10 protein-coding genes are annotated in these 14311 nt (G+C 62.7%); 5 read left to right on the top strand and 5 right to left on the bottom strand.

The annotated features are described in order from the left end of the window. Positions 1-59 precede the first annotated feature (59 nt). Positions 60-986, top strand: coding sequence for a DUF58 domain-containing protein (locus CGL56_RS00085; protein WP_099104474.1), 927 nt, complete (start codon positions 60-62; stop codon positions 984-986). Here CGL56_RS00085 and CGL56_RS00090 read toward each other — a convergent pair. Beyond that, a complete protein-coding gene (locus CGL56_RS00090; RefSeq protein ID WP_099104475.1) occupies positions 983-5695 on the bottom strand; it encodes a hypothetical protein in 4713 nt (1570 codons plus the stop codon). The genes CGL56_RS00085 and CGL56_RS00090 overlap by 4 nt on opposite strands. Beyond that, positions 5695-6522 carry a 50S ribosomal protein L11 methyltransferase gene (prmA, locus tag CGL56_RS00095; protein ID WP_099104476.1) on the bottom strand — a complete coding sequence of 276 codons (828 nt, stop codon included), beginning with the start codon at positions 6520-6522 and terminating at the stop codon, positions 5695-5697. Before prmA ends, CGL56_RS00090 begins: the two co-directional genes overlap by 1 nt. Positions 6523-6825: 303 nt before the next feature. Here prmA and CGL56_RS00100 point away from each other — a divergent pair, with 303 nt between their 5' ends. Then, complete coding sequence (locus tag CGL56_RS00100) at positions 6826-7299, top strand: 23S rRNA (pseudouridine(1915)-N(3))-methyltransferase RlmH (RefSeq protein WP_099104477.1); 474 nt, start codon at positions 6826-6828, stop codon at positions 7297-7299. Further along, positions 7296-8627 carry a tRNA lysidine(34) synthetase TilS gene (tilS, locus tag CGL56_RS00105; protein WP_099104478.1) on the top strand — a complete coding sequence of 444 codons (1332 nt, stop codon included), beginning with the start codon at positions 7296-7298 and terminating at the stop codon, positions 8625-8627. The genes CGL56_RS00100 and tilS overlap by 4 nt, the downstream gene beginning before the upstream one ends. Positions 8628-8666: 39 nt before the next feature. Here tilS and CGL56_RS00110 read toward each other — a convergent pair whose 3' ends face one another. The 3 genes from CGL56_RS00110 to CGL56_RS00120 all read right to left on the bottom strand — a co-directional run bounded on the left by CGL56_RS00110 (position 8667) and on the right by CGL56_RS00120 (position 12452). Further along, positions 8667-9584, bottom strand: coding sequence for an OmpA family protein (locus CGL56_RS00110; protein WP_099104479.1), 918 nt, complete (start codon positions 9582-9584; stop codon positions 8667-8669). A gap of 140 nt (positions 9585-9724) precedes the next feature. After that, positions 9725-11290: a S8 family serine peptidase gene (locus CGL56_RS00115; protein WP_099104480.1), complete on the bottom strand. Its 1566-nt coding sequence runs from the start codon at positions 11288-11290 to the stop codon at positions 9725-9727. A 4-nt stretch (positions 11291-11294) separates the two neighbouring features. After that, positions 11295-12452 (bottom strand): cytochrome c biogenesis protein, encoded by a 1158-nt coding sequence (locus tag CGL56_RS00120; protein WP_099104481.1) that lies wholly within the window; start codon positions 12450-12452, stop codon positions 11295-11297. Between the two features lie 139 nt (positions 12453-12591). On the opposite strand from CGL56_RS00120, the gene CGL56_RS00125 reads away from it, so the two are divergent. Both CGL56_RS00125 and CGL56_RS00130 read left to right on the top strand, forming a co-directional pair. After that, complete coding sequence (locus CGL56_RS00125) at positions 12592-13164, top strand: YqgE/AlgH family protein (RefSeq protein WP_099104482.1); 573 nt, start codon at positions 12592-12594, stop codon at positions 13162-13164. A gap of 59 nt (positions 13165-13223) precedes the next feature. Continuing rightward, entirely contained in the window at positions 13224-14240 is a 1017-nt protein-coding gene (locus CGL56_RS00130) for a hypothetical protein (RefSeq protein ID WP_099104483.1), read from the top strand. The last annotated feature ends 71 nt before the right edge of the window (positions 14241-14311 follow it).

Below are 14311 nucleotides of genomic sequence, written 5' to 3' on the forward strand. Positions count from 1 at the left end.
GATAAGCGATTCGCTTCCGTTGTATTCGACAAACGCCCCGGGCGTTTATAAGTTAGACTATGCAGCTCATTACCAACGAACAGGTCCGTGACCTCGGCAACCTCGAACTTCTGGCCCGCCAGGTGGTCGAGGGCTTCATCATCGGCCTGCACAAGAGCCCCTTCCACGGCTTCAGCGTGGAATTCGCCGAACACCGCATCTACAACCAGGGGGAACCCACCCGGAACATCGACTGGAAGGTGTTCGCCCGCACCGACAAGATGTACACCAAGCGGTACGAGGAGGAAACCAACCTGCGGTGCCAGATCGTGGTAGACAGCAGCTCCAGCATGTACTTTCCGGAGGTCAGCAGCCGCAGTGAGGACCACGTCAATAAGATCCGGTTCTCGGCCCTGGCCGCGGCCAGCCTGATGAACCTGCTGCTCAAGCAGCGAGACGCCTTCGGGCTCACCTTCTTCAACGAGGGCGTCGACCTCCACTCCCGGCCCAAATCGAGCACCACCCACTACCGGCTGATGCTCACCTACCTCCAGCAACTGATCGACCGGCCCACCCACGACGTGAAGACGACCACGGCGGCGGCCCTCCACCAGATTGCCGACAGCATCCACCGGCGGTCACTGGTGGTGCTCTTCAGCGACATGTTCGACGAGGCGGAGCAGGAAGAAGAGCTCTTCGCCGCCCTCCAGCACCTCAAGCACGCTAAGCACGAGGTAATCCTCTTCCATACGGTGGATACCAGCAAGGAAATCGACTTTGAGTTCGAGAACCGGCCCTATGAGTTCATCGACATGGAGAGCGGGGAGCGCGTGAAGCTGCAACCCCAGCAGGTGAGGGAGCACTACGTGGCCCAGGTGGCCGCCTACCAGCAGCGGCTGCGGCTGAAGTGCCTCCAGTACAAGATCGACTACGTGGAGGCCGACATCCAGGCGGGCTTCCGGCCCATCCTTCAGCAGTACCTCGTAAAGCGGGCGCGGATGCGCTAGTTCTGGTTGCCGAAGGCCGCCTGCACCCGCCGCAGGAAGGTCTGGGCCGTGCCGGGGGTTACCTCCAGGAGTTCGTAGGTCTGTCCGTCCGGCATCTCCAGCACCAGGTCCTTAGGTTTGGTATCGCGGAGCTCGTTCATGAAGGCGTTGTTGTTGCTCACCACGTTCAGGATGCCATCCTTGAATCCGAAGAAGTAGTAGGTTTCGCTCGGTGACTTGAGAAACAGGTAGAGGCGGTCATCCCCGCCGGTGGTCATCTTAACTTCCAGGTAGGATTCGAAGCGGCGGCTGACGGGACGGCCGGCCACCGAGGCCAGTCCGTTCATGGGCTGGGTACTGACGAACGACTGGTAATCGGTGTTCCAGCGCATCTTCATGTCGCTGAACAGGAAGGTGTGGCGGTTGATGGCCGGGGGCAGGTCCATGGCGTCGGCGGTCAGTCCGGCGATGGCCCGTTCCCGGTCCGGGCCGGCGGGAAAGAGGGTCGTGATGCCCGCCGTGGCGAAGGGCACCTTCTGGTTGATGGCCAGCTGGGGAGCACTGTAGGCCCCCGAGACAATGTCATTTGCCATGATCGACAGCAGCGGCCCGGGCAGGATAAGGTCGATCGCCGCCATCATCTCCACGTTGGTTTCCGGGTACTGCTCCTCGGCGGGAGCGGCCACGGTAAGGCTCAACTCGGTAACGTCGGTCGCCGGGGCATCCTCCGCTTCCTCCTCCAGCAGGAACATGTTGTCGGTCAACGTCTCCGGCTCGTCCTCCGCGTCGGTGGTATCGGCGGTGTTCGACTCCTCTTCGGACAGGGCAAACTCGTCTTCCGGCTCTGGGGCGTACTGGGTGGGCAGTTCCATGGAGATGGTGCCGTAACTCTTCATGGAGATGTACTTCAGGCGTCCGCCGATGCCGAGGGCGCCGTCGCCGCTGACGATGCCGCTCTCCTGGTCAAAGATCATCAGGTTGCCGTCGTGGGAGGACGGATCGTTGATGCGGGTGGAGTCGCCGAACAGGAAGGCGTCGCGGTCTTCGTCGTAGGTGAAAACTCCGGCGGCGTCCAGGATGGGGTGGTCCACCCGGCGGTCGGGCGTCTGGATGAGGGCCGGGTACACGTGGCGGTCCGGCTTGCTCAGGTAGAAGCCGGTGTAGAGTGGCTTGGCGCTGGGGTCGAGTACGCCTTCGGTCTGGAGGACAAGGTTGTTCTTGTCCCCCTCGCTCTGGACGACGAACCACTCGGCGGCCGGCAGTTTTTCGGATTCAATGCGGGCGTATCCGTCGAAGGCCAGCTCCTTGCTGCCGGCATCGAGTTCGATGGTGCCGTAAAAGCGGGTCTTGTCGTCAATGTAAAACGCGGTCTCCTCATCGATTTCCCCCTGGGCGCGGGTGGCCGTTGCCTTTTCGGACATCAGTCCCTTACCTACGCGGGTGCCCACGATATTTTGAAGCTCGAATTCCTGCTGGTGGTCCCCGACGTTGTACTGGTAAAAGCCCGAGGCGGTGTACTCCTTGCGCCCGGCGATGTCGACCGTGGCCCGCTCGATGACGTGGTACTGGTTCAGGGTATCGGCGATAATGCGGGCGTTGGTGAGCTGGGCCACCTTGCCGCCGGAACCAACCACTACCGCGCTGTCGCCTGGGATGATGCGGGCATCGGCGCTGACGATGTAGGGCACCCCGCCGACTTCCAGCTGACCGGCCAGGTTATCGTAGACGGCCGAGTTACCGGTAAAGGTGAGGGTATCCTGGTCGGGGTTGATGCTGGTGAAGCGGTCCTTCCCTTCCTCGGTGTTGAAGGTGATATCGCCCGCGGCCATATCCCAAGAGAAGCGGTCGCTGCTGGTCTTGAACTGGATGAAGGGCAGTTCCGTAACCTGGGCGGTACCGTTGTTGCGGAACTCCGCAGATCCGGTAGCAAAGTCAAACTGCGCATTGACGTCCGAAGTGGTCAGCGCGATACTGCCGTCGTCGGCCAGGCTTTTGATGTTTACGAGGGCAGTATCGACGCCCACGGATTGGGCCCCGAAGCGGAAATCCGCACTGGTGACGGACGCCTGCGACCAGTCCAGGGTTCCCCCGCCACGGAGGGCCTTGGGCTGTAATACCAGCGGTCCGTCGAAGGTGTGGTCGCCGGTGCCAAAAATGGCAAAGGTCCCCCCCTCGCGGGGCGTCACGACCAGGGAATCGCCGTAGGGGCGAAAGGTCACGTCCACTTCCTGCCCTTCCACCTGGGGTACGGGCCGGGCGGGGTCGTCGCTCTGCTGCAGCACGAAAGACTGGGCGGTGGTGGTGGCGCTGTCGACGCCAAAGCGGATCTCCGGGCTGGTGATTTCGGCCTCCAGGTAGGAGAAGGTACCGTTGCCTACCAGGCCACCGTTATTGAGGGTCACCTGCCCCCGGTAATTGCCCCGGTCGCCGTAGGCCATTTGCCCTAGGGAGTCGGTGGTAGTAACGAAGCCCAGACTTCCATCCTCCTGAATACTCAGGGTGCGTTCCATGCGAGGAAAGATGCCGCCGCTGACCAGCTCGCCCTTCAGCCCCAGACCGGTTTCGGTCAGGCTGTCCAGGTTGTTCAGGCTGAAGGGGGCCAACTCGAAGTAGAAGCTGTCGCGGGAATACAGGGAGGCCGTGTCTGCTTTGTCGTAGTAGATGTAGGAAGGCCCTCTCGTCTGGATGGAAGGAAAATAGCCGATATCTTCTGATCCGCTCTTGTTCTTCGGGGCGTCGAGAAGGACGTATCCACTGACGTTCTCGATCCGGCTGGCCGTGGACAACCGGCGTACGCCGTCCTTGATCTCTCCGCCCTCGGGCAGGAAGAGGTCGATGTACTTCACCGAGTCGAACTGGATGTAGTAGGGCTCGTAGCGAAAGTGAAAGTCGCTGCCGCTGAGGATGGCCCCGCCCGCATAGACCTGGCCGCCGAAGTCGAGGTTGCGGTCGCCCACGATAGCCACCTGCTCGGCGAAGGGCCGGATGGCCACCTGCTTTTTGGCGTTGAGCTGAATGGGTTGTACGCCCTCGACCAGGATGGTGCCGGCCTTCAGATCGAGGTAGGCGTTCAGCTCTTCGGTGCGGCTGACGATCTTCAGCTTGTCGTAGTCCTTGGCCTCCTTTTCCGATTCGACGTAGTGGGCGAGCTTGGGCTGGAGGATCACGCGATCCTTCTCCCGGTCATAACTCAGGAAGCCCCTTTCCTGAAGATCGAACAGGGCGGATTCAATGCTTTTTGCCGTGAGTCCTTCCTGGAAGTAATTGGCCAGGGCGTTGGCCGAGAGGGTGTCCGAGCCGAAAGCCATCTGGTACCGGTAGCGGTAGATCAGTTCCAGGGGATGAAAGCCGGCCAGGGCCTTGATCCTGAGGTAGTCGCGGTGGTCGAAATAATTCTCGCTGGTGAAGGCTACGTCGCCCTTTTCCTGGAAGCTGACGGTCTTGCGGCCCACCACGGCGCTGTCGCCCCGGAGGTAGACGTTGATGTTGTCGGCGTCGATGTCGAAACGGTTCTTGCTGTGGTAGAAGGGGGCCGCGTCGGAACTGCTGGTGGTGCGCTTGAGCTTGACGAGCGACTCGGGGATGTCCACGTCAATGCTGGCGCTGGGGTGCACCAGGCTGTCCTGTCCGAAGTAAAGGGCTACCTGTACCTTCTGCCCGGTGAGTCGTTCCCCGGGGATAACAACGAACTGGGTGGCCTGGGCCCGCATCCTGTGATTCCCGTCTTCACCGGTAACCTCAAAAAAGACCCGGCTTTCGCCTTCGGCCTCGGTGGTGGCGTAGGCCCGGGCGCCGTGTAGTTCGAAGCGGCCGCGCATCCGCATGCCCTCCCCGATGTTGTCGGCCGTCAGCATGGGGTTGTCGCTCACGAACTCCGGCACGTCGCCGGCGGCGCGGGGGCCACCCGATTGCAGCCGGTCCTCAAAGGTGCCGTAGATGATCCGGTCGCCGAAGTAGGTGGGATACTGGAGGTGGGCCGAATCCGAGGTCAGGTGGTTGCGCTGCGGATCGATCCGGTAGTCGACCAGCCGCACGAAAACGTCGCCGGGCAGTCCCACCCGTTGCCAGTCGGTACGCCCACCCTTGCCCACGTAGGTGGAATTGGCCAGGTCGACGATGATTCTGGTTTCCTGGATATTGATGCTGTCGGTAGCAATGCTGCCTTGCAGCTGGGTTACCTCATCGACGATGAGGCGGGGACCGCCGTCGTAAACGAAGGAGGGCTTCCCCCCGGCAACTTTCCAGCCGTAAGCGTCCGCGCGGGCGTCCAGCCGGCCACGGCTCAGGTAGTTGAAGCTGTTGTTCAGCAGGCTGGTCAGCGAAGCCGGCGTGAAGGCCGGATCGGCCAGGCTGGTGGTCAACACCTCGTGGAAGCCGGCGAAAAGCTCCTGCTTTTCCTTTTCTTTGCCCGCCAGGAAACCCAGAATGTCGAGGTAGTCGGCCATTCCGGACTCCGCCCGGGCATTGGCGCGGGCCAGGGCCACCGCGGTTTTCTGCACGGTCCGTTGCTGTTCGGGAGTAAGTCCGCCGCCGTACAGGGTGCCGGTGAAGTTGGCGTAGGAATCGCGGGACCGGTCGTTGCGGGTGGAGGTCATATACGTTTCCAGCTGCTCCTCGAAAGCCGTCACGTCGGCATCCTCCGCGAGTTCAGACAACTGGGCCGAAAGCGGAAAGGAGAGCAGGGTAACCCCTAGCAGCAGCAGGAAAATCCGGATGGTGTCGTTGTTCATTAGCGCTTGAATTCAAAGGCCCGCCAGCCTTCCCGGGCTTCCCGCCGGCGCAGCTCGAAGCCCAGGTCCGTGAAGTGTTGACGGATCAGGTCTTCGTCCTGTTCGAGAATGCCGCTCAGAAAGGCCGTCCCGCCACTCCGCAGGCGCATTTTCAACGCCGCCCCCGTTTCCAATAGTACGTTCCGGTTGATGTTTGCCAGCACGAGGTCGTAGGGCTGTCTTTCCGGCACGTCGTCCAGGGTTCCTTCGACGATTTCGGCCAGTTCCACCCCGTTCGTTTTCGCGTTCTCGATGGTATTCTCTACCGCCGGGGCCTCGATGTCGACCGCGTCGACGACGCGGGCGCCCAGCCGCTTGGCCAGGATGGCCAGCACCCCGGTGCCGCATCCGTAGTCGAGCACGCTCTCCCCCGCCCCGCCCGCGGCGTAATGGTCCATGAGCAGCTCGCACATCATGTAGGTGGTGGCGTGGTGGCCCGTTCCGAAAGCCATGCGGGGGTCGATGACCAGTTCGTGGCGCACCTCCGGATCGTGGGGGTGAAAACTGGCCCGGATCAGCAGGCGATCCCCCACCCGGATAGGAGAAAAGCCACTCTCCCAGACTTCATTCCAGTTCTTCTCCTCGAGCACTTCGCAGCTGTAATCGAAGGTGTAAGCTTCCCGCAGTTCATCCAGAACCCGGATCCACTCCGGGTGGCGGTCGGAGGTTCCGTAGGCCAGCAGCCCGTCCTCCTCTTCCAGGAAGCTGTCGAAACCGGCGTCGGCGAGCCGGGCAATCAGGATGTCGGTGAGGTCGGCGGAACAGCCGATTTGGTAGACGGTGTACATAACTTACGGATTGAGGTTGCAAGTTAGGTAGCAAGGCCCGACCACGCTCACTGGCGACCATTAGCTGCCCTACGAGCTGAGAAGTTACTGGATGGTTTTCCCTGTTTTTCTGGCTGGAGACGGCCCCTACGCTACCTGTTACCTCATGGGTCGGGCCACTGCCTAGGCAGCGGGCAAAAATGGGCCTTGACCGAATATGACCTTTGTCCTTTTTGCTTTGTGCTTCGTACTCCATCCTTCCTCTCGGGCAAAAAAGGAAAACCCCTACAAGCGCTTAACTTGCGGCCACGAAACGAATACGCGGTGAAGGTTCAGGTTTACTATACGGGAAAAACGTCGGAGCAGTATCTCCGTACCGGCGAAGAGATTTACGCCCGCCGACTGGGCCACTATCTGCCCATCACCTTCACCGTATTGCCGGACATCAAGCAGGCCGGCAAACTCAGTCCGGAGCAGCTCATCGACCGCGAAGGACAGGCGCTGCTCGCCAAGATCAACCCGGATGACCGCCTGGTGCTCCTCGACGAGGGCGGCAGCAGCTTCGGCAGCGTTGCTTTCGCAGAGTGGCTGGAGCGCGAGTTGCACCGCCCCGCCCGCCGCCTCGTCTTCGTCGTCGGCGGCGCCTTCGGCTTTTCCCGCGACGTCTATAACCGGGCCGACCAGCTCATCAGCCTTAGTCCCATGACCTTCAGCCACCAGATGGTGCGGCTGTTCTTCACCGAACAGCTCTACCGGGCCATGACGATCATCCGCAACGAGAAGTACCACAACGAATGAGCGCCGCGGATGTGCCGTCGCGCTTCCGTGCATTCGTCCGCCGGGAAGGGCTGTTCTCCCCTTCCGACCGTCTGCTGCTGGCCGCCAGTGGCGGACTCGACAGCACTACCCTCGCCCACCTGCTGAAGCAGGAAGGCTACACCTTCGCGCTGGCCCACTGCAACTACCATCTCCGCGGCGCGGAATCGGAAGCGGATGCGGCCTTTGTCCGCCAACTGGCGGAGGATCTGCAGGTGCCGCTGCACACCACCTCCATCCAGCTGACCACCGCAGACCGCCAAGGCTCGATTCAGGAGGAAGCAAGGGACAAACGGTATGATTATTTCGGGGAAATTCTGGATGAGTACAAATATGACCTCCTCTGCACCGCCCACCATCTGGATGATTCATTGGAAACCATGCTCGTCAACCTGATCCGGGGAACGGGCATTGCCGGAATCCGGGGGATCGCCCCGCGCACCGGTTTTCCGGTCGCCCGCCCACTGCTGGAGGTATCACGGCAGGAACTGCTGGACTACGCCCGGGAAAACGGACTGAGCTGGCGGGAAGACAGCAGCAACGCCGAGGATAAATACCGCCGCAACGCGCTCCGCCACCGGGTGGTTCCCGTACTCCGTGACTTGGGACTGCAGGACGACCGCCTCCGCGACACCCTCGCCCACCTGCGCAGTGCGGAACGCTTCGTGCACCGGGGCATTCGCAACGTTCCGGGAGTAACCATATCGGAGGAAGAAACAATGGTGGACCTGCATCGGGCCAACCTGCGCCGGAAGGACATCCTCACTCTGCTCCACCACCTGACGGAGGAAATGGGCTTCACGGGCGAACAGCTCCGGCAGTTGGTGGATGCCCGCTCCCGCATAGTGGTGACCACGACTACCCACCGGGCCGACGCCATCAACCAATCGCTGCGATTTGCGCCCCATCCGCCCCGGTGGGCAGAGACAGTGATCCATCACCTGCCCTTTGTCCTTGCCCACCCCCTGGGCGCGCTTTCGTTGGACGTGGTCGACTACCCCCGGGAGTTGGAGGTAACTGATACCCTGTATTGCCGGCTGGCAGAGGGTCCCTTGCACCTACGTGCGCGCCGCCCCGGTGACCGCTTTCGGCCCTTCGGAATGGGTGGTCGCTCCAAGAAAATTAAGGACCTGCTGACCGATGACGGGGTGGCTCCCTGGGAGAAGGACCTTATCCCACTGCTGTGCGACGGTAGCGGCACCATCATCGCAGTCGTGGGCTACCGCATCGCTGATTCCCACGCCCTGACGGGAAAGGAAAAGCAAGTGCTCAGGATTCGCCTGAAACGCGAACGCCCCGATCCGTCGTAACGGACCAGGGCGCTGGCGCGGGAAGGCGTGTCGGAGCAATTACTTTCCTCCCTCCGCGGTTACATCAGGAACCTTGCTCGGGTCGAGCAAGTCATAGAACTGGTTCAGCTTGGGCAGCAGGATGATGCGCGTACGGCGGTTGATCGAGCGGTTCTCCGCGGTGGAGTTGTCGACCAGTTGGTTGTACTCACCGCGTCCGGCGGCGACCAGGCGGTTGGGATCGATGTTGTACTTGTTCTGCAGGGCCTTGACCACGGCGGTGGCGCGCAGGACGGAGAGGTCCCAGTTGTCCTTCACACAGGCGGAGTTGATGGGCACATTGTCGGTGTAGCCCTCGACCATGATTTCCAGGTTGGGCCGGTCCTTGGCGATGCTGGCGATCTTGGCCAGTACCTCGCTGGCGCGGTCGGTGATCTGGTAGCTGCCACTCTTGTAGAGCATCTTGTCGGACAGGTTGATGTACACCACGGTCTTGTCGACCTGGATGTTGACGTCCTCGTCTTCGATACCGTCCTTCAGGGCGCTCTTCAGGTTGACGGCCAGGGCCAGGTTGATGGAGTCGGCCTTAGATTTGGCGGCCTGCAGGAGGCGGATGTAGCGGTCCTTGCCTTCAAGTTGCTTGAGGGTGTTGCCTATGTTCTGGTTGGCACCCTGGCTGAGTACGGTGAGGTCACCGACCTGCTCCAGCTGGGCGTCACGCTGCTTGCGGAGGTCAGCGATCTGCTCTTCCCGGATGGTGGCCTGGGCCTGGGCGGTCTCCAGACGGCTCTGGACCTGCATTTCGCGGCGCTCACACTCGGCCAGCTGCTGGGCGTAGCGGTTGATTTCCTGGTTGCGCTGGGCCAGCAGTTCGTCGCGGGAAGCGAGGTCAGTCTGGAGCGACTCGTACTTTTTCTTGCTTACGCAGGAGGTAAGCCCCACCAGCATGACGAGGAGTAAAATGGGTAATTTGTGCATAACGTAAGGTTGTGTAATGACTGAGGTTAATGTCCGTCAAATGAGACGTAAACCTGCGTCAAAAGTCGGGTTCCTGAATGAATGATGAAGGTTAAAGATTCGCAAAATTTTGCAAACGGCCACGGCGAATCTCCCACGGGTCAGAACACCACTCCGGGAAAGACGGCCCGATGCTCACCATCGCTCACCTCCAGGAGGTAGTATCCGCCGGGCAGACTGCCCAGGTCGATAGTGAGCCGCACCGGGGCAACGGCCAGGATTTCGGGCTGGAGGGTGGTAACCCGGCGCCCCGTGGCGTCATAAACCGACACGCTTACTGCATTAGAAACAGCGGGCAGGGTGGTCACGAGGGTCAGGCGACCGGCCGTAGGATTAGGAAAGGCGGAAGTGATGGTAAAACTGTCGGAAGTGGTGGAACATTCCTCCACCAGGACCAGCTGGGCCGCTGCCACGTCGAGTACCCCACCGGTGGCGGTCCGGGCGATCAGCGCTTCCCGTTTCCTTACGCTCGTCAGGACGGCCTTGCGCATCAGGCGGGCGGTGGCCGCGGGTGCCGTGCGCGCCCGAAGGGCCAGGGCCGGACAGACCGGGGTAGCGTAAAGCAAGGCAATGGCTCCGGTCACGTAGGGGGCGGCCGCACTGGTGCTGCCAAAAGTGCCATATGCGTTTCCGGGCCGGGTGGTATAACTTCCTTCCCCCGGGGCGGCCAGGTCGACGGCCACCCGCCCGTAACCGGCGGAGGGGAACAGCCGGTCGTCCGCGTCCAGGTTGGTTACCCCGATGAGGTATTCGCTGGGGCAATCGGTCGGCATGTCCCCGGCGGCGTCCACGTCTTCCGCCACGTTGGCCACGCTGGCGGCGGTGAGCACGCCTACCTCCCCGAGTCGGTCATACTGCCGGCCCCAGCCGGGAAAATCGTTGCAGGTGGCCCCCTCGATACCGAAACTGGCGTTGGTGGCCACCACAAAGGCGCCCGAGCGACCGTCCGAGGCGTTGAAGGCCCGCCGCTGATCGATGACGTATTCGTAGGCGGCGATGATGTCGGCCACGGTGGCGATCTGCAGCAGCATGAGGTGGCTGTCCCAGTTCGTTCCGGCTACTCCGCGGCCGTTGTTGCCCGCGGCCCCGAGAAGGCCGGCGACGGCCGTACCGTGGGTATCGGGGTCGTAGACCGGTTCGGCGGCGGTGAAATTCCAGCCGTGGACGTCGTCCACTAAGCCGTTGCCGTCGTTGTCCACGTCGTCACCGGCTACTTCCCCGGGGTTTGACCAGAGGTTGGGCAACAGGTCCGGGTGATCGGCGTCGAAGCCCGCGTCGAGTACCGCCACCACGATGGGGTGGCCTTCGGGGGTAAAGCCGCCCGTGGTCAGGTTCCAGGCCGCTTCGAAGCCCGCCCGCCGCATATTTTCCTGGCGCGGGTAGAGTGGATCGTCGGGGGTATTCCGGGGGGTGACGCGGTAGTTGTAATGCAGGTGCAGCACCTCAGGGCGGCGGCGCAGGGCCGCGAGGGCTTTCGCGGCCGCCAGCGCGTCCGGGAAACGCAACAATTCGGTGTCCCGACCCAGGAATTGCCGGTGGACGGCTCCTGCTGCCTTCTCCGGCACCCGCGCGCCGTTCCGCCAGCTGCAGATCAGTTCGGTAGGAATTTGCTGGCCGTCCGCGGTCCGGACAACCCCCAACAGCAGGAGGAGGAAGAGCCAGCGCATGGGATTAGGCCTGCCGCATTTCGTCGCGCCGCAGCAGCCGTTCCCCGGCCAGGCGGGTGCGGTAGGCCACGCCGGCCATCCAGCCGCCGAAGAGGGTCCAGCCGATAATGGTGGGGTAAAAGATCATCCGCATGGTGTTGTCCAGGTCCTCGCCGCCCATGGCCGGGTTGCCCTCGGCACCGGGGTGGAGGCTGGTGGCCGACAAGCGCGGGAGGATGTAGATCAGGGGGATCAGGCAGGCGAAGGCGAAGATGTTGTACACGGCCCCGAGGCGGGCACGGCGTTCGGGGTCGGGGAAGGCGGCCCGCAGCACGAAGTAGCCGGCGTAAATCAGCAGGGCGATGAGGGTGGTAAACTGCTTGATGTCCCAGTTCCAGAAGCTGCCCCAGGTGTACTTGGCCCAGACGGCCCCGGTGAGCAGCCCGAGAATCCCGAAGAGCATGCCCACGCCGGTGAAGGCTACCGACCAGTGATCGGCCCGCTCCAGGGCGCTCACGTCGTGGAGTGCGGTGAGTTCGGGCAGCCCCCCCCGCTCGAGGCGGGCCTTGCGGCGCAGGTACTTGATGGCGTAGACCACGGCGGCGATGAAGAGGAACATCATGGCAAACCAGAGGCTGACGTGGAAGTAGGTGTTGCGGATGGTTTCCGCCAGCAGGCTCCGGTAGGGGAAGGTCATACCCGGGTGGGCGGTCAAGTCACCCGCTTGCATGGCGCCGGCTTCCCAGGCGGCACGGACGGCGGGCAGGTCGGCGGGGGCGGATTCCTGCCGCAGAATAACGACGTCGGGGGAAACGAAGGCTCCATCGGTCCTTCCGCTTACGATGAGGGAAAGCCGCTTGTTTTCGGGGCGGTCGGTGGGCAGGCCAGCGGGAAAGTCAAAGGTGGCCGTGGCCCGGCGGTCGTCGAGGACTTCCACGGCGGTAGCCTTCAGCGCGTATCCGTCGCCGTAGTTGAGCCAGGCCCCAAGGTTGTCCGCGTCGCGGGTGAAGTGGGTGTTGTAGCCGAGCAGCTCAAAGGACTGCCGCTCACCGAGCACGGCCGCGTTGGGGCTAACCTCCAGGAGGTTGGGTTTCAGGGGTACGAGCAGGCCCGCGATCAAGGCGTACAAGAGAATCAGTACCGACAAGGCTTTCCACCAGTGCTGACGCATTAGTTTTTCCATGCCGCAAAGGTAAGTAAGGCCACCGGCCCCGCAGGCAGCGCAAGCGACCCCGCTGCGTTAAGGCTGTAAAACGGTAAGGTTTGGGTAACAAACCAAGCCCCCCGCCCCACCGTTTCCTTGATAACCTAAGCTGCTAGTTATGTCCCAGAAAATCAAGAACGGAATGATTCTGCTCGCCGAGCCCTTCATGCTCGACCAGAACTTCAAGCGCGCCACCGTGCTGGTGGTGGAGCACAACGAGGAGGGCAGCCTGGGCTTCATCATCAACCGCCGCATCAACAAGCAGCGGCGTACCCTGCTGCGGGTGGACGAGCTGGTGAAGGACTTCCCCGAGTTCGACGCTCCGGTCTACTTCGGCGGGCCAGTAGGGACGGACACCGTCCACTACCTCCACCGCAAGGGCGACCTGCTGGAAGGCAGCGACGAAGTGGTCAAGGGCATCTACTGGGGCGGCAACTACGAGCAACTCAAGGTGCTGATCGACCAGGGCGTCATCACCCCCCGCGATATCCGCTTTTTCGTGGGCTACAGTGGTTGGTCGGAGCAGCAGTTGCAGGAAGAACTCGACGGCGGCAGCTGGGTAACCGCCCGGATGTACCCCAACTACCTGTTCAAGAGCGACCCGGATTCCCTGTGGTCACAGGTGATGGAAAACAAGGGCAGCACCTTCAGCGTCATCGCCCGCATGGGCGATGAGGTGAATTACAACTAGGCGCGGCGCGTCCGTCTCCCGGCTAGCGCGGTAGGACCGGGCGTGCTTACCTTTACCCTATGCACGCCCCCGTTACCACCGCCCTACGGTCGATCCTGATGGAGGAAGGCCGCGTTTGCCTCCCCGGCATCGGCACCCTGCTCGTCGTTCAGCAACCCGCTCTCGTAAGCCTCATTGAAGGTCGGGCCTCGGCCCCGGCCGCCCGGGTGAGTTTCAACGCCAACCTGGTCGTGGACGACGGCCGGCTGGCCCGGCAGGTGAGCAACCCCGACGAGGTGGAACAGTTCCTGCGGCAGACCCGGCAGAGTCTGGACGCCGGTCGCACCGTGCTGCTGGAAGGGGTGGGCAAGTTGTTCCGCCACCCCGACGGGGAGATCCGCTTCACCCCCGGGGGAGACAACTTCAGCAAGGAGAGTTTCGGCCTGCCTACCCTGGAAGTCCGCCCCATCGTCCGCAAGGAAAAAACCCCGGAGGAACCCCCGCGGCGGCGGCCCAAGCCCGTCCGCCAACTGCAGGGCAGCGAGTTCGGCCGACGGTACGGCAGCGCGGCCTGGTACGCGGCCGTGTTGGTGGGCATCCTTACCGTGATTTTCCTGCTATTCCGCCTCGCCGGCACAATCAGTGAAGAATTCGGCAAGCAAGACCCCGCCAGCGTTCCGCGGGAGCGGCTCAACGTAGCCCCCCCGACGCCCCGCCCCGCGGCCCCTACTATTGACGCCAACGAGGTACAACCCGCTCCCCCACCCCGCATCAACGAATCGCCGGGCACCGACCCGGAAATGGACGAGGTCACCGCCCCGGCGCCGCCCGCCGCGGCGGCGCCGACCCAAAACGTGGCCATCATTGCGATTGGCCTTTTTGGTCGCCAGCGCAACGTAGACAAGCAGACCCGCCGCTTGTCGGAGGCGGGCTACACCCCGTATACCGACCAGGAAGGCCGCAACACCCGGGTGGGCGTCCGCGTGACCTACGACGAAGTGGAAGAGCTGAACCGTGTACTGCGGGAGATCCGCGCGCGGTATACCGAGGACGCCTTCGTAATGCGGGTGAACGGCGAGGATCGGCGGCCCCGTTAGCGAGCAATTGCCACCAACAAAAAAGCCCCGATCCGGTGAAGGATCGGGGCCAAACAGAACTTAGGAAGCTC

Source organism: Neolewinella marina, assembly GCF_002631205.1.
GTDB classification, from domain to species: Bacteria; Bacteroidota; Bacteroidia; order Chitinophagales; family Saprospiraceae; genus Neolewinella; species Neolewinella marina.